Here is a 17,419-nt window from a genome sequence, read left to right on the forward strand (position 1 = left end):
GCCAAATCGGAAATTGAAATTTCCTCATTGACTTTTTATAGGAGAAACAATATGAAAAAACTTATTCTTGTTGCAGCACTTTTTTCTGCGCTTTCAGTTTATGCCAAGCCAGCAAAAAAAGTTAAAATAGGAATTGCAAAAATTGTTCAGCACGTTGCCTTGGACGACATTGAGCGCGGAGTAATTGACGCAATAAAAGACGCAGGAATTGATGCGGATTACGACTTGCAAAATGCAAACGGAGACGTTGGAACTGCAGCACAAATTGCAAATCAGTTTAAAGCTGAAAAAGTAAATGTCGCAGTTGGAATAGCAACTCCAGTAGCGGTCGCGCTTGCCACAGCAATAAAAACCACGCCGGTTGTCTTTGGAACAGTTACAGATCCTGTTGGAGCAGGACTTGTTTCAACAGTAGAACACGGACAGCGCAATGTAACTGGAATGAGCGATGCGATTCCGACAGAGCAGCACATAAAGCTTTTTAAGGAAGTCGCCGGAATAAAAACACTCGGATATATTTACACAAGCAACGAAGACAATTCAGCAAGCGCGCTTTCACTCGTGGAAAAAGGCTGCAAGGAAGCAGGAATAAATCTTGTAACTCAAAGCATCACAAAATCCGACGAAGTAAAGCAAGCCGCAGAAGCAATCGTAAACAGAGTAGACGGAATTTACCTTTCCACGGACAACACAGTTTTCAGCGCAATTGCAAGCCTTGTAAATGTTTTTGGAAAAGCAAAAAAGCCGATTTTTTCAGGAGACGTTACAGCGGCAAAGGAAGGCGGAATTTTCATGGCAAGCGGATTCAACTATTACAAAGCAGGCCGCGCAACAGGCGAAATGGTTGTGAAAATTCTTAACGGAGCAAAACCTGCAAGTCTTCCTGTAAAATTTATGACAGATCCTTCAGATTCAGATTTCCTGATTGATTTGGATTCAGCGAAAAACTGCGGAATTTCAATAGACCAAAAATATATTGACTCGGCAAACTTCATATATCAAAACGGAAAACTTTCAGAAAAATAAAGCAGCTTATGATTTCATCAATAATAATTGAAGGACTGATTTACGGAATAATGGTTCTGGGTGTTTTTTCAACATTCAGAATCTTGAATTTCTGCGACATGACAGTTGACGGCTCTTTTCCTTTGGGAGCTTGCGTTCTTGCGGCTTGTCTTTTAAAAGGCATGAATCCGGCGGCGGCGATTTTTATTTCATTTTGCGCGGGACTTGTCGCAGGTTTTATAACAAGCGCGATTTACACAAAACTGAAAATTCCAGATTTGCTCGCGGGAATTCTCACAATGACAATGCTTTATTCCGTGAATCTTAGAATCATGTCGAACAAGGCGAATGTTTCTTTTTTAAAGATTCCGACATTGTTTTCAAAAATTTCTGATTCAATGTATGAATATTTTCCTTCAGTTGATCCGCAGTGGGGAATTGTTGTTTTTCTGATTATTTTTGTTTTAGTTCTGAAAACTCTTCTCGATCTTTTTTATCACACTGACCTTGGACTTACGATGGGCGCGCTCGGAGCAAATCCGCAGCTTATAGTTTCGCAGGGAATAAATCCAAGCATTTTAAGAGGAATTGGAATTTGCTTTGGAAACGGACTTGCGGCATTGGCAGGAGCTTTTGCGGCAATGTACAACGGATTCGCTGATGTTGGAATGGGAACTGGAATTGTAGTTTCAGGACTCGCGTCTTTAATGCTCGGAGAATTTGCAATCCGCTCAAATAAAATTTCAGTGCAGACATTCCGCGTAATAGCAGGCTCTTTTATTTACAGAGCGCTTATGATGCTTGCCCGCAGCTACGGATACAAAATCCACATAACACCGAACGACTTAAAGCTTGCGACAGGAATTTTAATCATAATCTGCCTAATAATTTCCCGCACAAATTTAAAAGAAAAATTCAAATCGTCCAAAAACGGAGCTTCAAAATGATTGAGCTAAAAAACATTGGAATTACATTTAACAAAAATACTCCAGACGAAAACACCGCGCTTAAAAACATAAATCTTTCAATTAATCAAGGCGACTTTATAACTGTAATCGGAAGCAACGGAGCCGGAAAATCAACTTTGTACAATGTTATTTCCGGAACTTATTCGCCGACTGAAGGCTCAATTTTTCTTGAAACAGAAAACGGAATAAAGGACATAACTAAAGACAAAGAATACAAACGCGCAAAATATATCGGACGAATTTTCCAGAATCCGCTTTTGGGAACAGCCGGAAAAATGTCGCTTGAAGACAACATGGTAATTGCGTCAAAAAAAGGATTCAAAGGACTCAAAATCAGCCTGAACAATAAAACACGAAATTTTTTCAAGGAAGAACTTTCCAAGCTGAACATGGGACTTGAAAACCGGCTTGGCGACAATGTTGAGCTTTTTTCAGGCGGACAAAGGCAGGCTCTAACTCTTCTTATGGCTGTAATGTCAAAGCCTTCTCTTCTTTTGCTTGACGAGCACACGGCGGCTCTTGATCCTTCAAACGCTGCGATTGTAATGGAGCTTACACGGAAATTTGCAAAGGAATACAATCTTACCGTGATGATGGTAACTCACAATATGCAGCACGCGCTTGACTACGGCACAAGGCTTTTGATGATGGATTCAGGCGAAATTATAATGGACATAGGAAAAGAAGAAAAGCAAAAGCTTACAATGGGTTCAATAATCGAAAAGTTCCGCGCAATAAAAAAACATTCGCTTCAAAACGACCAGATGCTGCTTCAATAATCCGCGGAATTGCTTAATTGTATTTTTCCCTTAGCCTTGCTATAATCCGTTGCTATGAGAATTTGGCTTAAATATTTAATTGGCATTGCAATCGGTTTAATTTCCGCCCTTGTTTTTTCACCTTCAACAACGCAAGGACAGGCGGTTCTTGATTTTATTGTGGAAATTGCAGTCCGCTTTGGAAGATACGCGCTGCTTCCAGTTTTGTTTTTTTCTGTTTCAATTTCATTTTTTAAGCTTCGGGATGAAAAACTTTTAACAAAAGCTTCAGCCTGGACATTCGGCGTAATATTTTCTTCATCATTTGCGCTTATGCTTTTAGGACTTGTTTCCGCGCTTGCAATAAAACTTCCGCGCATTCCAATCACAACCGAAAAAGCTTCCGAAGTTTCTTCATTTGCATGGCAGACTTTGATAACAAAACTTTTTCCTTTTTCTGGATTTGAATCTTTGATGGATGGCGCATATCTTTTGCCTTGCTTTATTTTTGCAGGACTTGCAGGAGCTGGAGCCGCCAGTGATAAAAACGCTTCAAAAGTAGCCGTCAGTCTTTTTGATTCGTTAAGCAAAGTATTTTACATTGTCTTGAGCTTTTTCATTGAAATTTTCGCAGTCGGAATGATTGCCGTAATGTGCCGCTGGACAATGGATTTTATTTCAGCAATAAGCAGCGGAGTTTACAACGGACTTATAATAATGCTCACCGCGGATTTATTCATCGTGGCCTTTATTATCTATCCGCTAATATTAAGATTTCTCTGCCACGAAATGCATCCGTACAGAGTTTTGTACGCTTCAATTTGTCCTTTTTTGGTCGCATTTTTCAGCGGAGACACAAACCTTGCGCTTGCATTGAATCTTCGGCACGGAAAAGAAAGCCTTGGAATAAAAAGAAGAATCAACGCATTTTCATTTCCACTTTTTTCTATCTTTGGACGCGGAGGAGCAGCTTTAGTTCAGGCGGCGGGCTTTGTTCTGATTTTGCGCTCTTACTCAAGCCTTGGAATTCCTGTGCTGGACGTTTTGTGGATTGCAGGCGTTTCTTTCTTGCTTTCATTCGCCTTGGCAGAAATTCCTTTAGGCGGACCGTTTGCCGCAATAACTTCAATGTGCATTTTGTACGGACGTGGATTTGAATCTGGCTATCTTCTTTTGAAAAATGCAGTTCCAGTTATTTGCGCCTATGCAGCCGGAATCGACGCGCTTACCGCAATGTTCGGAAGCTACATAATCGCCGTAAAAACAAAAATGATTCAGCATCAGGAGCTTAGAAAATTCATTTAAAATGAACATCTGTCTTTTTTCCCCGGAAGAAATTTTAAATCCGCTTGACATTCAAGACGAGCGCGCCCAGCACATTCTGAAAATCCTGCACAAAAAAGAAGGCGAAAATTTTTCAGCAGGAATTATCGGAGGACAAGCCGGAAGTGCAGTTATAAAAAAAATTTCAGTTGAAGAAAAAAAATCTTCCGACGGAAAAAAAACATTTAAAGGCGGAAAAATTTATTTCGACTTCATGCCTGAATCCGACGGAAAAAAACTTTACCCGCTGAAAATGATTATTGGATTTCCCCGCCCGATTCAGCTCAAACGGCTTTTGCGCGACATGGCATCTTTGGGCGTGCAGGAAGTTCACCTTACAGGAACGGAGCTTGGAGAAAAATCGTATTTAAAATCAGACCTTGCAACAAAAGGCGAAGCAGAAAAATTTCTTTTGGACGGAAGCATTCAGGCAGGCTCTACACAAGTTCCAAAACTTTTTATTCACCAAACACTAAAAAATTGCCTTGAACAAATTGAACTTGAAGGAAAACTTTTTGCGCTTGACAACATTGAACCTTCTCAAAGTCTTTCGTGTGCGTTAAAAGAAAAGCCTCAAAAAGCAATTGCCGCAATTGGAAGCGAACGCGGCTGGACAAATTCCGAACGTCAGCTTTTTAAGCAAAACGGCTTTGAGCTTTTAAGCATGGGAAAAAGAATTCTACGGACTGAAACAGCATCAACAGTCGCGGCTTCACTTATTTTGGATTCAATGGGAGTTTTAGATTAAAATGATAAGGCGCACAGGACACGCAGACTTGCCGCTTCATGTTGGAACAGTTCCCAAGTGGCTTGCAGACAGAATGCGCGACCTTGGAACTTTAATTGTAGAATCGCTTTTAATCCAATACGGAAAAAAAGAAGTTTTGCGCAGGCTAAGCGATCCTTTGTGGTTTCAGTCGTTCGGAGCAGTTCTGGGAATGGACTGGCATTCTTCCGGAATCACCACAAGTGTAATGTACGCCTTAAAGCGTGGAATAAATCCGCGGGCAAGGGAATTCGGACTTTGCGTTTGCGGCGGAAGAGGAAAATATTCGCGCAGAACACCGCAAGAACTTTTATATTTAAGCGAAGCGACTGGCTTGGACGGAACTTCTCTTGTAAACGCAAGCAGGCTTTCAGCAAAAGTAGACGGAGCCGCAGTTCAAGACGGATTTCAACTTTATCAGCACAATTTTATTTTAAGCGACCAAGGCGACTGGGCAATCGTTCAGCAAGGCATGAACACTCAAACCAAAACAGCGCGCCGCTACCATTGGTGCTCGCAAAATTTAAATTCATTTGTTGAAGAGCCACATTCAGGAATCACAGGAGAAAATAAAGGCTTGATTTTAAATCTAACGGATTCTTCCGCAGCAGAAACAAGAAATTCAATTCTGGAACTTTCAAAAGAAAAGCCTGAAAAAATAATCGCCGAAATAAAATCCGTGCAAAAATTCGGACTTCCGCAAAAAATTCAGCAGGAGCTTTTTGAAGACGAAACTGAAATCCAAATTCAAAATGAAAGAAACATAACGCTTCCTTCTCATCACAATGTAACAGAAAAAGATGTAGATTTAAAACGTCTTGGAGCAGTTCTTGCAACCGCCTATGAAAGCCCTGCAGAAAATTTTGAAAATCTTCTTTTAACTCCGGGACTTGGTCCTAGAACATTGCAGTCCTTGACTTTAATCAGCGAAGTTATAAACGGAACTCCAAGCAGATTCAAAGACCCGGCAAGATTCAGTTTTGCCCACGGCGGAAAAGACGGACATCCATTTCCTGTTCCGCTTAGAATTTACGATGAAAGCATAAGAGTTCTTGGAGACGCAATAGAAAAATCAAAGCTCGGCTACAATGACAAAAGCCAGTGCATAAACAGGCTTCATGCAGCCGCTCTTCAAATAGAAAAAAACTGCGATCCAAAAGCTGACTTTGACAAAGCAATCAGCTACGAAAAGCAGAATTCAGTTCGCTGGGGCGGAAAGACAGTCTAGCGTTTGCTAAGCATTTTGTTTACAAGAACAGTTCCAATAAACTGAATCAGCTCAACAAGCACAAGAATAACAACAACGGCCGCAATCATTACATCGGTGCGGAATCTTTGGTAGCCATATCGAATCGCCAAATCTCCAAGTCCGCCACCGCCAATTGTTCCAGCCATCGCAGAATATCCAATCAAATTTATAATTGTAAGAGTTATTCCTGAAATCACAGACGGAAAAGCTTCTGGAATAACAACTTTGTAAATAATCTGCCAGTTTGTCGAGCCCATCGCTCTTGCAGCCTGAATCATTCCAAAATCAACTTCGCTTAAAGCAGTTTCAATTACGCGGGCAACAAAAGGAGCTGCGGCAATGCTAAGCGGAATAATCGTGGCTTCTGTTCCAATGCTTGTTCCGAGCATAAGGCGTGAAAGCGGAAAAAGCACAATCATCAAAATAATAAACGGAAAAGAACGCAAAACATTTACAATTCGGCTTAAAATCTGATTCAAAATCGGACGCGGAGAAATTCCAGTCGGATTTGTAATGTAAAGCAAAACGCCCACAGGAAAACCAAGCACAAGAGAAAATAATGTAGAAAAGAAAACCATTTCCAAAGTCTGCAAAGACGACTGTCCAACTAAAGCAAAAATCTGACTCATTTTTTTCCTCCAGAAATGTCTTCAACAAGAATGCCCTGCTCCCTTAAAAAATCAAGAGCCTTTTTTATTTCAGTTTTTTTGCCGGAAAAATCAACAAACAAAGCTCCAATGTCTTCATTCTTTATACGCTGAATTCCACCTGCCCTGATATTGAATTCCACATCGAACAGCTTTGCCATGCGGCTCAAAACAGGCTCTCCGGTTTTTTCTCCAATAAAATGAAGCTCAAACTGCCCGCCTTCATCAGACCAGCGCACAATTTCATCTTTTGAATTCGAAGAAATTCCTCTCATAAATTCTTTTGTAACTTCTGATTTAGGACAGCTGAAAATTTCCTTTACGCTTCCCTGCTCCACAATTTTGCCGGAATCAACGACAGCAACCTGCTCACAGGCATCGCGCACAACTTCCATCTGGTGAGTAATCATTACAACTGTCAAATTCATTTTTTTCTGAATGTCGCGGATTAAATTCAAAATTGAAGTTGTTGTCTGCGGATCAAGCGCACTCGTCGCTTCATCGCAAAAAAGAATATCGGGCTGAGTTGCAAGCGCGCGGGCAATTGCAATCCTCTGTTTTTGTCCGCCGGAAAGTGTGCTTATCGGAGAAGAGCCTCTGTCTTCAAGCCCAACAAGTTTAAGCATCTCCTGAACACGCGGCTTTATAACTTCCTTTGGAGTTCCGCAAATTTCAAGTGGATAAGCAATATTTTTTTCAGCAGTCCTTGAACTGAACAGATTAAAATTTTGAAAAATCATGCCAATTTTTCTGCGGCGCAAAATCAGCTCGCGTTTGCCAAGATTGTCAACTCTGTCATTGTCATAAAAAATTTCACCTTCGTCAGGCTTTTCAAGAAGGCTTATTAAGCGCACAAGGCTGCTTTTTCCAGCTCCGCTTTTTCCGATTATTCCAAAAATTGTATTCTCGGGAATGTCCAGTGAAATTCCGTTTACAGCGGCAATTTTTCCGTTTGGACCTGAATATGTTTTCTTCAAATTGTTAAGTTTAATCTGCATAATAAAATAATAGTGAAATTCAAGTTGTGCTACAAGAAGATTTTCTTTATAGCCAGCCATAGCTTTTTCTAATAAATCAGCATAATAAAAAAAACTATCGTTAGTTTTATTTTATTCCTGATTTTCCGCGCGCAATAAAGTCCATTTTTCTAGCCTGACGACGTAACGAATGGTCGGGAGTTGTTATATTTTCAATCTGCGCATTGTATTGAATCCGCTCCTTACGTTCGTTAGCCCAAATTGGAATTTGAGGATGCAAATCGCCTTTTTTAACATACTGCTCCCATTCTTCTGGCTCTGGAATTTCAAAACTCATTTTTTCTCCAGTAACAGGATGAACAAATGCCAAAGTCCTTGCATGAAGCGCAAGCCTATGAAAGGGGTCAGTTCTGGCCCTATAATTTTCATCTCCAGCAAGCGGATAATGCTTTGAGGCCAAATGCGCCCTTATCTGATTTTTCTTGCCTGTATCCAAAGAAAGCTCAAAAAGCGTATGAGTTCTGCCCCGCAACACAACACGGAAATTTGTGCGTGCCTCGCAAGTTTCAGCCTTGTCATCAAGTTTTTTTGGAACATAGCCTTGATGGCACGCATTTTTTGCAAGCGGTTCATCTATAAGGCCAGAGTCCGGCAATTCAGGATGATTTCTTCTAGGATTTTCCGCAACAGCCCGGTAAAGTCTATCTGTAACCATAGTTTTCCAGCTGGACATTATCTTTTTCTGTACCCTTTCATTCAAGGCAAACATCATAACTCCGCTTGTGTCCCTGTCCAAACGGTGAACAACAAAAGGCCTGTGGCTTTCAGAAAAAGTTCCTTTTTTACGCATGATTTTTTCCAGAAGCTCAATCGCCGTGCGTGATTTGCTTCCCGGATAAGGAACAGAAAGAAGCCCGGAAGCCTTGTTTATAACAACAATATCCTTGTCTTCATAAAGAATTTCTATGCGTTCCTTTCCATAATCGCTTTTATGTTCTCTCTTATATCTTGTGCTGGCTTTTACAAAATGCAAAGTTTCTTTCATGTCTCTACTATATAAATAATCTGAATAAAGTTCAAACGTTGCGCACAAAACTTAAAAAACATTAGACATCAAAAGCTAAGAATGATAATATTAATACAACTAATTTTTATCGGAGCTAAAAATGGATTTGCCTTTAATCGATGTTGAAATTCCAGAGGGAACAACAGAAATAACAGGAACAACTTTTCACAACCACCGCATGGTTTCATCTATAAAAATTCCAGAAAGCGTCCTTGTAATCGGGGAAAACGCTTTTGCCGACTGCGTGAATTTAAAGTCGGTTGAGCTTCCGGCAAATTTAATGGCAATCGGAAAACGTGCATTTTACAACTGCGCATCCCTTGAATCCGTGGATATTCCTTCAAACATAACTACAATTGAAGAAGGAACTTTTGAAGACTGCACCGGGCTTCAGTCAATCGTTCTGCATGAAAATATTACTTCCATAAATGAAAAAGCATTTGCAAACTGCACCGGAATAAAAAATCTTGTTCTTCCAGACAACTTGATTTCATGCGCAAAATCAGCATTTCCGAACAGCGAAAAATATCTTCCAATCAACAAAAACTACAAGTACGAAGACGGAATGATGTTCAACACATTCAATAGCATGCTTTTGTTCTACAGCGGAAGCAAAAAAAATGTCGCGACTCCTGAAGGAATAAAAGGAATCGGAAGAAGGGCATTTTTCGGAACAGACATGGAATCTGTAAGAATCAGGGAAGGCGTTATAAGCATCGGAGAAGAATCTTTTGTAAACTGCGGAAGCAACACAAAAGTAATAATTCCTGAATCAGTGGATTTTATTGAAAACAGCGCGTTCGGAACTTCTGTAAAAATCTTCTGCAAAAAAACTTCATATTCAGAAAACTGGTGCCGCAACAATCCAAATTGCGTTCAGCTTGAAGACGAAGAATTTTAATATTAGCCTACACTAACTTGTGTTTTTAATGTATATTTTAACCGGCAATAAATTTTTCGGAGGAATATATGAAACACAAGAATCTACGGAATTCTTTGGCAGCGGCAATTTTTATAGTCGCGTCAGGAATTTCAATAGCTGTAATGTCAGCCTGCTCAAAGCCAAAAGCTCTGCCGGACGGAACATTTTCTGGCAAAGCAGACGGAAGAAACGGCGCAATTGAAATCGAATTTTCTGTAAAAGACGGAAAAATCACTTCAACAGAAATTTTAAAGGAAGAAGAAACCGACTTTGCAAAACCTGCAATAAAATCAATTCTTGAAAAATTCGCTTCCACAGGAAAAACTGCCGGAATCGACACAGTTTCTGGCGCAACAATAACTTCCAAGGCAACTTTAGCGGCTTTGGAAAACGCAGTAAATTCAGCGCGCGGAAAAAAATCAGAGCAAGCAAAATACAAAGACACTTCCTGCGACATTGTTATAATCGGAGCTGGCGGAGCCGGACTTTCTGCGGCAACAGAAGCTGCAAGCAAAGGCGCAAAAGTAATTGTCCTTGAAAAAATGGGAAATGCAGGCGGAAACACAATTTCTGCGACAGGCGGACTCAATGCAAGCGAAACTTCAATTCAAAAGAAACTTGGAATTCAAGACACAAACGAGCAGTTTTTTGAAGACACAATGAAAGGCGGACACTACAAGAACGACCCGGAACTTGTTCGCAACATGACTGAAAAATCCGCGGAAACTGTAGACTGGCTTATTTCAATTGGCGCAGATTTGACTGATGTTGGAAAAATGGCGGGTTCAACAAACAAACGCACTCACCGGCCGCAAGGAGGAGCTGCTGTTGGCTCAAATTTGATTCCTGCTCTTGAAAAAGCCGCATTGAACGCTGGAGCAGAAATCCGCTATTCAAACAAAGTTCTTGACATAATCGAAAAAGACGGAAAAGCAGCCGGCGTAAAAGTTTTTGCAGGAAGCAATGAATACACAATCAGCGCAAAAGCCGTGATAGTTGCAACAGGAGGATTCGGCGCAAATCCGCAGATGGTCGTTTCCTACAAACCTGAACTTGAAGGATTTGGAACTACAAACCATAAAGGCGCAACTGGAGACGCATTCAGCTGGATAAAAAAATTCAATGCCGGTCTTACTCAGATGGAAGAAATTCAAACTCACCCGACAGTTGTTCCGGGAAACGGCACAATGATAACAGAAGCTGTCCGCGGAAATGGAGCAATTCTTGTAAACCGCGACGGAAAAAGATTCTGCACAGAAATGGCAACCCGCGATGTAATGTCAAAAGCAATCCTTGCGCAAAAAGGAAAAACAGCGTTTCTTGTATTTGATCAGGATGTGCGCGAGTCCCTCAAGGCAATTGAAACTTATATAAAGAACGGACTTATTACCCAAGGCGAAATTGCAAAAGAGCTTGCGGAAAAACTTGAAATTCCTAGCGGCGAATTTGAAAAAACAATGGCAGATTATGCGCAGATTCAAAAATCAGGAAACGACCCGCTTGGCAGAAAAGCTTCCGAAATGCCGCGGCCGCTTACAAAAGCTCCGTTCTACGCTGTTGAAGTAGGTCCTGCAGTTCATCATACAATGGGCGGAATAACAATAAATACAAAGGCGCAAGTTCTAAACACAGACGGAAATCCAGTTCCCGGACTTTATGCGGCTGGAGAAGTTACAGGCGGAATTCACGGCGCAAACCGTCTTGGAGGAAACGCAGTGGCAGACATTTGCATCTATGGAAAAATCGCCGCCGACACTGCGCTTGAAGAAATAAAAAAATAAAATGCAAGATTATCCGGTCTAGCCGGATAATGACAAATAAGCACAACCTTAACTGTCATTTCCATACCCCAGACCTTGCATCATTCCCATGTCCTAGACCTTGTGTCATTCCCGTACTTGATACGGGAATCTTCTATAAAAATCAAAACCACCGGCTCACCCGTAAACGGGTCAAACAGTTCTTTCATTTCTAACTGTTCTAACGCCTTGTCTTCCATCAATTGATTTCTGATATACTTTTCTATCGCTGTTTTATTTCTTCCTACCGTGTCAACGAAATATCCCCGGCACCAAAACTGCCGGTTTCCATATTTGTATTTTAAATTTCCAAACCTATCGAATATCATAAGGCTGCTTTTTCCTTTTAGATACCCCATTATACTTGATATGCTGTATTTGGGCGGGATACTTACGGGCATGTGTATGTGGTCGGGACAGCATTCCGCCTCAATGATTTCCACACCTTTCCGTTCGCATAGATCTCTTAGTATTTTTCCTACTTCCCTTTTTATTTTTCCGTAAATTATCTGTCGCCTATACTTTGGCGCAAACACTACATGATATTTGCAATTCCATTTAGTATGGGCTAAACTTTGTTCATCCATTTGAACCTCCTGATTTTTCGTAATGCTTCTTGGCAGTCGCACTATGAATATTAGAAGGTTCTTTTTTCTGTGTATAGCTAAAGCTTTCTGAACCTCCAGCCGAGCTGGAGGTTTTCTTTCATACAAGCAAAATGCTCCAGATATTTTATCTGGAGCATTCTTTTTAACTTGAATATATTAAGAAACTATTTTTTATATGGTGCTGTTGGCTTTTCAGTAACTTTTATATACTTAGTTGTTTCGGTTTCCTCTTCATCCTTAAATGTTTCAGTCATTTCTGAGCCAGAAATTGTGTAAGTATCTGACCAGTCTTCAGCTTCAAGCTTTTCAGAACCCCATTTACCATCTTTATATTTATATGCAGTAAAACCAGTTACAGTCAATGTATTTCCGCTAGTTGTAAAAGTAGCTTCAGTTTCTACGAAATATCCAACAGAAGGAGCCTCTTCGTAATCAACATCTTCCTGGTCATAATATTTGTATGTTTTTCCAGTTGTGTCACTAGTAAATTCGATGTAGGATTTAGCGTATTTTACAGAACCATCTTTTTCTTCTTCTACAGAAATCCAGTACGCTTTTTCTGTTCCGCTAATTCCCAATGTTGAACCAGACACATCATCATCGTCGTCATCAGACTTGCAGCCCACAAATGCAAGAGCAAGGACCATAGCTGCCAATACAGCTGAAATTTTAGCAAACTTTCTCATAAGTTCACTCCTTAAAATAATAGATTCCGCTGAAAAAAATTCAGCAGTCTCCATTGTACCCCCCCCCCGGGATTTATCAAGTACTTTGAGGAATTTTTATGAAAATTTTTTTCAAACAAATTTTCTGCCATTTCAGTCTTTGCCCTTATGTTATTTCCATGCTCCGACGCGGGAATCTCTCATTAAAAACATAAAATCCGCTTTCGTTCTATCAATTGCAACAATCCACGCAATAAAGTAAAATGAATTTCAACTTAGAACTTTGAGGGATTTATGATTTTTTCACCTGTAGAAATCGAAGAAACAGTAAATATGTTCATGCGTCAAAAACTCGATGTGCGATGCATAACAATGGGAATATCACTTTTAGACTGCGCGGATTCAGATGCAAAAAAAGCAAATCAAAAAATCTATGACAAAATAATGCGCTATGCCGGAAACCTTGTGCGCGTAGGTCAAGACATAGAAAAAGAATACGGAGTTCCAATCATCAATAAAAGAATTTCTGTAACTCCAATCGCACTGGTCGCTGGAGCAAGCGGAGAAAAATCCTATGTTGAATACTGCCGCACGCTGGACAAATGCGCAAAAGAGCTCGGCGTAAATTTCATTGGCGGATTCAGCGCGCTTGTTCAAAAAGGAATCACACCGGCAGATAGAATTTTAATTGATTCAATTCCAGAAGCGCTTGCCACAACAAATTTTGTCTGCTCAAGCGTAAACGTGGGAACAACAAAAAACGGAATCAACATGGATGCCGTAAAGCTCATGGGAGAAACAATAAAGAAAACCGCTGAAGTTTCCCGCAACTGCGAAGTCAATGGATGTGCAAAGCTTGTAGTCTTTACAAATGCGCCGGAAGACAATCCGTTTATGGCGGGAGCTTTCCACGGACCGGGAGAAGGAGATGCTGTAATCAACGTTGGAGTTTCAGGACCGGGAGTTATTCTTGCCGCTGCCCGCGAATATAAAGGCCGCCCAATCAACGAGCTTGCAGACGGAATCAAAAAAATGGCGTTCAAAATTACACGCATGGGACAAATGGTCGGTACAGAAGCCGCAAAACGTCTTGGCGTAAACTTCGGAATTCTTGACCTTTCACTTGCTCCTACACCAGAAGTTGGAGACAGCGTTGCCCGCATTCTTGAAGAAATCGGACTTGAAGGAGCAGGCGCGCCGGGAACAACAGCAGCTCTTGCAATGCTCACCGACATGGTAAAAAAAGGCGGCGTAATGGCTTCAACAAACGTAGGCGGATTAAGCGGCGCATTCATTCCTGTAAGCGAAGACGAAGGCATGATTAACGCCGTAAAGCAACATTCAATCACTCTTGAAAAACTCGAAGCAATGACTTGCGTTTGCTCTGTCGGTCTTGACATGATTGCAATTCCGGGCGACACACCTGCAACAACAATCAGCGGAATCATGGCAGACGAAATGGCAATTGGAATGGTAAACAACAAGACAACGGCTGTGCGCCTTATTCCAGCCCCAGGGAAAAAAGCTGGTGAATGGGTTGAATTCGGAGGACTTTTAGGAGGCTGCCCTGTAATCGATGTAAACAAATTCGGTTGCGCAGACTTTATAAACCGTGGCGGAAGAATCCCGGCTCCAATCCACAGCTTCAGAAACTAACTATTAAAAAAATATTCAGCCAAGCCGGATAATGTGTATTCAGTTTCTCTGTCATTATCAGGCAATGCCTATACTTGCAGTCTTTGTCATGGAACTGTCTCTTCTGTCATTATCGGGCTTGACCCTGCGATGTTTCTGAAAGAAACTCGGTTGATAATCATTTTTCAGTTTTGCACAGCAATAGACTTTTAAAACTAGCTCATGGTATAATCAGCGTATGAAACACAATATGCAGATTTTACAAGAGCTAGCCGCAAAAAACGGACCGCTTTGCGTTGGACTAGACACAGATCCGTCTTATATTCCGCAGAATTTAGTTGAAAAGTTTTCACCGGCGCAAGCTGTTCTTGAATACAATAAACTTTTAATAAAAAAAATTACAGAAGACAAAAGCGCCTGCTGTTTTAAAGTACAAATTGCTTACTACGAGGCGATGGGAATTGAAGGGCTTAAAGTTTATGCCGAGACTTTAAAAGCCGTAAAAGATTCCGGGCTAATCTGCATTTCTGACATAAAAAGAGGCGACATTGCAGCCACAGCAAGCGCTTATGCAAAAGCCCATTTTTCAGGCGATTTTGAATCAGACATAATTACAATAAATCCTTATATGGGATTCGACACATTAAAGCCATTTACAGAATTCTGCGCTTCCAAAGGAAAAGGAATTTTCGTCCTGCTTAGAACAAGCAACCCGGGAATGACAGACATTGAGCAAAAAGAGCTGAAATCAGGCGGACGCGTGCTAGACGAAGTCGGAAAAGAACTGGAACGGTTAAGCACTCAAATGAAACAAACATTTCCAGAGCAAACCTGCAGCCCTGTTGGAGCAGTTGTAGGATGCACAGAAGAAAGCGACGCAAACTATCTTAGGCAAACTTATAAAGACATTTTCTTTTTAATTCCAGGATATGGCGCACAAGGTGGAGCCGCAAGCATTTGCGCAGCATTGTTAAAAAATGCAGGCGGAACTGTAAATTCTTCCCGCGGAATTCTATGCGCTTGGAAAAAAGATTCAGACTGCATAAAAAAACAGCAGGACGGAAAACTTCTTTCATTTGATGACATAGTAGAAACCGCCGCAAAAGCTGCTATAGCTTCAAAAACTGAATTAACTAACATTAGTTGAGAGTTGCTAAATACACAAACTAACGGTCATTAATAAAACAAGGAACTTTTTATGGATAAACCAGAAATTGACAAAGACGGAAATGGGATTCTTTTTTCAGGAAATGCAAAAGTTACAGAATGCAAGGAAATTCATGGCAATGTATTTCTTTTGGAAACAGAACTTGAGCTTGAACGGAAAACCCAAATTTCACCTTTGCCAGGCCAGTTTTATCTTGTAAAAAGCGCAAGAAGCAATGTTCTGTTTGGTCGCCCAATAAGTGTTTATCATGCCGAGCGAAAATCTGACACCATTTTAAGGGTACAGTTTTTAATCCTGCAAAAAGGAGAAGGTACAGTTGAGCTTTGCCACCTTTTAAAAAACGACTTAGTAGAACTGTCTGGTCCCTTAGGTAACAGTTTTGAAAAAACAGACGGCAAGATTTGCTTATGCGGCGGCGGAATTGGAGTTGCCCCAGTTGCAAATTTTGCCTCATCGCTTCCAACAAAAAGCTACGACTTCTATGCAAGCTTTAAAAGCGGCTCTTATGGCTTAGAAAATATAGAACCAGAAAAACTCGTAATAACAACTGACGATGGTTCGGTCGGAATACACGGAATGGTAACAGCCGCGCTTACATCTGACACCATAAAAAAGGAAGGGTACAGCGCAATATATGCCTGCGGTCCCACTCCAATGCTGGCCTATATACAAAAAATCGCAAAAGAAGCGGGCGTAAAATGTTTTTTAAGCATAGAAAAAAAGATGCTTTGCGGAGCCGGAGCTTGCCTTGGATGCACAGTACGCACAAAAGAAGGAAACCACAGAGTATGCAAGGACGGTCCTGTTTTTAATGCCGAAATTCTAGAATTTGAAAAGCCATCATTTACAAAAAGAAATCCATTGCCGCAAAACATAGAGCCAGATTTAAGTGTTGAAATTGCAGGAATAAAGTTCAAGAATCCAGTAATCGCGGCGAGCGGAACATTCGGATTTGGACAAAATTACCGCGGATTTTTTGATGTTTCCAAGCTAGGCGGAATAAGTTCAAAAGGCCTCACCTTAGAACCGAAGGGAGGAAATTTTGGTGAACGTGTTATCGAAGTTTCATCTGGCGACATAAATTCAATAGGTCTTGAAAATCCTGGAGTTCCGCACTTTATTCAAAACGAGCTTCCAGAAATGCTAAAACTGGACACAGTTTCAATTGCAAACCTCGCAGGCCACGATCTTGAATCTTACGTAAAAGGCGCAGATCTTTTAGACAAAACTTCAGTTCCGGTAATTGAACTGAACATAAGCTGTCCGAATGTAAAGGCTGGCGGAATGGCTTGGGGAATAAATCCAGAGGCAGCGTTCACTTGTGTCAGCGCAGTCAGAAAAGCAACATCAAAAACTTTGATTGTAAAACTGTCCCCTAACGCGCCGGACTTGGTTTCTGTAGCCCTTGCCTGCATAAAAGCCGGAGCAAACGCATTAAGCCTGATAAACACAATTCAAGCCGTTGCAATCGACATTGAAAGCGGACGCCCTGTATTCGACAATATAAAAGCCGGACTTTGCGGACCTGCCGTAAAACCAATTGCGCTCCGCATGGTCTATGACGTTGTAAAAGCAGTAAATTCGCTTCCGAAAGAACAGCAAATTCCTGTAATCGGCTTGGGCGGAATTTCAAAATGGCAGGACGCAGTAGAATTTATAATGGCAGGAGCGGCGGCAATTCAGGTTGGAACAACAACTTTTTCAAATCCAAAGACAATGCTAGAAATCATCGAAGGACTGAAAAACTTTATGAAATCCCACGGATACAAGAAAATTGATGACTTCCGCGGAATCGCACAACAATAGCAAAAAATACTGCTGCTCTAATCATTAAGCTTATAAAAACTAAAGGAATACTTCCTA

The 17,419-nt window shown here is 41.0% G+C and carries 16 protein-coding genes; 11 read left to right on the forward strand and 5 right to left on the reverse strand.

What is annotated here, in order from left to right; all coding sequences use genetic code 11:
- Positions 1 to 51: 51 nt before the first annotated feature.
- Genes Q0H92_RS00745 through Q0H92_RS00770 form a run of 6 tightly spaced genes read left to right on the forward strand, consistent with a single transcriptional unit; the run spans position 52 to position 6,048 of the window.
- Positions 52 to 1,026: an ABC transporter substrate-binding protein gene (locus Q0H92_RS00745; RefSeq protein ID WP_296010500.1), complete on the forward strand. Its 975-nt coding sequence runs from the start codon at positions 52 to 54 to the stop codon at positions 1,024 to 1,026.
- A gap of 8 nt (positions 1,027 to 1,034) precedes the next feature.
- Positions 1,035 to 1,952, forward strand: coding sequence for an ABC transporter permease (locus tag Q0H92_RS00750; protein WP_296010503.1), 918 nt, complete (start codon positions 1,035 to 1,037; stop codon positions 1,950 to 1,952).
- Positions 1,949 to 2,752, forward strand: coding sequence for an ATP-binding cassette domain-containing protein (locus tag Q0H92_RS00755; protein WP_295796748.1), 804 nt, complete (start codon positions 1,949 to 1,951; stop codon positions 2,750 to 2,752). Before Q0H92_RS00750 ends, Q0H92_RS00755 begins: the two co-directional genes overlap by 4 nt.
- A gap of 54 nt (positions 2,753 to 2,806) precedes the next feature.
- Positions 2,807 to 4,036: a cation:dicarboxylase symporter family transporter gene (locus Q0H92_RS00760; protein ID WP_296010504.1), complete on the forward strand. Its 1,230-nt coding sequence runs from the start codon at positions 2,807 to 2,809 to the stop codon at positions 4,034 to 4,036.
- A gap of 1 nt (position 4,037) precedes the next feature.
- Entirely contained in the window at positions 4,038 to 4,802 is a 765-nt protein-coding gene (locus Q0H92_RS00765; RefSeq protein WP_296010507.1) for an RsmE family RNA methyltransferase, read from the forward strand.
- 1 nt (position 4,803) lies between these two features.
- Complete coding sequence (locus tag Q0H92_RS00770; RefSeq protein WP_296010509.1) at positions 4,804 to 6,048, forward strand: DUF763 domain-containing protein; 1,245 nt, start codon at positions 4,804 to 4,806, stop codon at positions 6,046 to 6,048.
- Here Q0H92_RS00770 and Q0H92_RS00775 read toward each other — a convergent pair.
- The 3 genes from Q0H92_RS00775 to Q0H92_RS00785 all read right to left on the reverse strand — a co-directional run bounded on the left by Q0H92_RS00775 (position 6,045) and on the right by Q0H92_RS00785 (position 8,738).
- Entirely contained in the window at positions 6,045 to 6,698 is a 654-nt protein-coding gene (locus Q0H92_RS00775; protein ID WP_296010514.1) for a methionine ABC transporter permease, read from the reverse strand. The two genes, Q0H92_RS00770 and Q0H92_RS00775, sit on opposite strands and share 4 nt — an antisense overlap.
- Positions 6,695 to 7,714 carry a methionine ABC transporter ATP-binding protein gene (locus tag Q0H92_RS00780; RefSeq protein ID WP_296010516.1) on the reverse strand — a complete coding sequence of 340 codons (1,020 nt, stop codon included), beginning with the start codon at positions 7,712 to 7,714 and terminating at the stop codon, positions 6,695 to 6,697. The genes Q0H92_RS00775 and Q0H92_RS00780 overlap by 4 nt, the downstream gene beginning before the upstream one ends.
- Positions 7,715 to 7,820: 106 nt before the next feature.
- On the reverse strand, positions 7,821 to 8,738 hold the full coding sequence (locus Q0H92_RS00785) for an RluA family pseudouridine synthase (RefSeq protein WP_296010519.1): 918 nt from the start codon (positions 8,736 to 8,738) through the stop codon (positions 7,821 to 7,823).
- A 121-nt stretch (positions 8,739 to 8,859) separates the two neighbouring features.
- Between Q0H92_RS00785 and Q0H92_RS00790 the strand changes: the two genes are divergently transcribed.
- Positions 8,860 to 9,660: a leucine-rich repeat domain-containing protein gene (locus Q0H92_RS00790; RefSeq protein WP_296010522.1), complete on the forward strand. Its 801-nt coding sequence runs from the start codon at positions 8,860 to 8,862 to the stop codon at positions 9,658 to 9,660.
- Positions 9,661 to 9,728: 68 nt separating this feature from the next.
- Positions 9,729 to 11,462, forward strand: coding sequence for a flavocytochrome c (locus tag Q0H92_RS00795; protein WP_296010525.1), 1,734 nt, complete (start codon positions 9,729 to 9,731; stop codon positions 11,460 to 11,462).
- 80 nt (positions 11,463 to 11,542) lie between these two features.
- Here the strand turns inward: Q0H92_RS00795 and tnpA are convergent, their stop codons facing one another.
- Positions 11,543 to 12,067, reverse strand: a complete 525-nt coding sequence (tnpA, locus tag Q0H92_RS00800; RefSeq protein WP_296010528.1) for an IS200/IS605 family transposase — start codon at positions 12,065 to 12,067, stop codon at positions 11,543 to 11,545.
- A gap of 185 nt (positions 12,068 to 12,252) precedes the next feature.
- Positions 12,253 to 12,828 (reverse strand): hypothetical protein, encoded by a 576-nt coding sequence (locus tag Q0H92_RS00805; RefSeq protein ID WP_296010530.1) that lies wholly within the window; start codon positions 12,826 to 12,828, stop codon positions 12,253 to 12,255.
- 219 nt (positions 12,829 to 13,047) lie between these two features.
- Between Q0H92_RS00805 and Q0H92_RS00810 the strand changes: the two genes are divergently transcribed.
- The 3 genes from Q0H92_RS00810 (at position 13,048) to Q0H92_RS00820 (ending at position 17,362) form a co-directional block, all read left to right on the forward strand.
- A complete protein-coding gene (locus Q0H92_RS00810; RefSeq protein ID WP_296010533.1) occupies positions 13,048 to 14,409 on the forward strand; it encodes a PFL family protein in 1,362 nt (453 codons plus the stop codon).
- Between the two features lie 217 nt (positions 14,410 to 14,626).
- Positions 14,627 to 15,535: an orotidine-5'-phosphate decarboxylase gene (gene pyrF / locus Q0H92_RS00815; protein ID WP_296010536.1), complete on the forward strand. Its 909-nt coding sequence runs from the start codon at positions 14,627 to 14,629 to the stop codon at positions 15,533 to 15,535.
- Positions 15,536 to 15,586: 51 nt separating this feature from the next.
- The gene (locus tag Q0H92_RS00820; protein ID WP_296010539.1) at positions 15,587 to 17,362 is read left to right on the forward strand and encodes a dihydroorotate dehydrogenase; all 1,776 of its coding nucleotides are present in this window, start codon (positions 15,587 to 15,589) and stop codon (positions 17,360 to 17,362) included.
- Positions 17,363 to 17,419 lie beyond the last annotated feature (57 nt).

This window comes from uncultured Treponema sp. (assembly GCF_934725225.1).
Lineage (GTDB): Bacteria > Spirochaetota > Spirochaetia > Treponematales > Treponemataceae > Treponema_D.

What these genes read in the sequence shown, in the direction of transcription:
- Q0H92_RS00745 (WP_296010500.1), top strand. Translation starts at nt 52, where the DNA reads ATGAAAAAACTTATTCTTGTTGCAGCACTTTTTTCTGCGCTTTCAGTT.
- Q0H92_RS00750 (WP_296010503.1), top strand. Translation starts at nt 1,035, where the DNA reads ATGATTTCATCAATAATAATTGAAGGACTGATTTACGGAATAATGGTT.
- Q0H92_RS00755 (WP_295796748.1), top strand. Translation starts at nt 1,949, where the DNA reads ATGATTGAGCTAAAAAACATTGGAATTACATTTAACAAAAATACTCCA.
- Q0H92_RS00760 (WP_296010504.1), top strand. Translation starts at nt 2,807, where the DNA reads ATGAGAATTTGGCTTAAATATTTAATTGGCATTGCAATCGGTTTAATT.
- Q0H92_RS00765 (WP_296010507.1), top strand. Translation starts at nt 4,038, where the DNA reads ATGAACATCTGTCTTTTTTCCCCGGAAGAAATTTTAAATCCGCTTGAC.
- Q0H92_RS00770 (WP_296010509.1), top strand. Translation starts at nt 4,804, where the DNA reads ATGATAAGGCGCACAGGACACGCAGACTTGCCGCTTCATGTTGGAACA.
- Q0H92_RS00775 (WP_296010514.1), bottom strand. Translation starts at nt 6,698, where the DNA reads ATGAGTCAGATTTTTGCTTTAGTTGGACAGTCGTCTTTGCAGACTTTG.
- Q0H92_RS00780 (WP_296010516.1), bottom strand. Translation starts at nt 7,714, where the DNA reads ATGCAGATTAAACTTAACAATTTGAAGAAAACATATTCAGGTCCAAAC.
- Q0H92_RS00785 (WP_296010519.1), bottom strand. Translation starts at nt 8,738, where the DNA reads ATGAAAGAAACTTTGCATTTTGTAAAAGCCAGCACAAGATATAAGAGA.
- Q0H92_RS00790 (WP_296010522.1), top strand. Translation starts at nt 8,860, where the DNA reads ATGGATTTGCCTTTAATCGATGTTGAAATTCCAGAGGGAACAACAGAA.
- Q0H92_RS00795 (WP_296010525.1), top strand. Translation starts at nt 9,729, where the DNA reads ATGAAACACAAGAATCTACGGAATTCTTTGGCAGCGGCAATTTTTATA.
- tnpA (WP_296010528.1), bottom strand. Translation starts at nt 12,067, where the DNA reads ATGGATGAACAAAGTTTAGCCCATACTAAATGGAATTGCAAATATCAT.
- Q0H92_RS00805 (WP_296010530.1), bottom strand. Translation starts at nt 12,828, where the DNA reads ATGGAGACTGCTGAATTTTTTTCAGCGGAATCTATTATTTTAAGGAGT.
- Q0H92_RS00810 (WP_296010533.1), top strand. Translation starts at nt 13,048, where the DNA reads ATGATTTTTTCACCTGTAGAAATCGAAGAAACAGTAAATATGTTCATG.
- pyrF (WP_296010536.1), top strand. Translation starts at nt 14,627, where the DNA reads ATGAAACACAATATGCAGATTTTACAAGAGCTAGCCGCAAAAAACGGA.
- Q0H92_RS00820 (WP_296010539.1), top strand. Translation starts at nt 15,587, where the DNA reads ATGGATAAACCAGAAATTGACAAAGACGGAAATGGGATTCTTTTTTCA.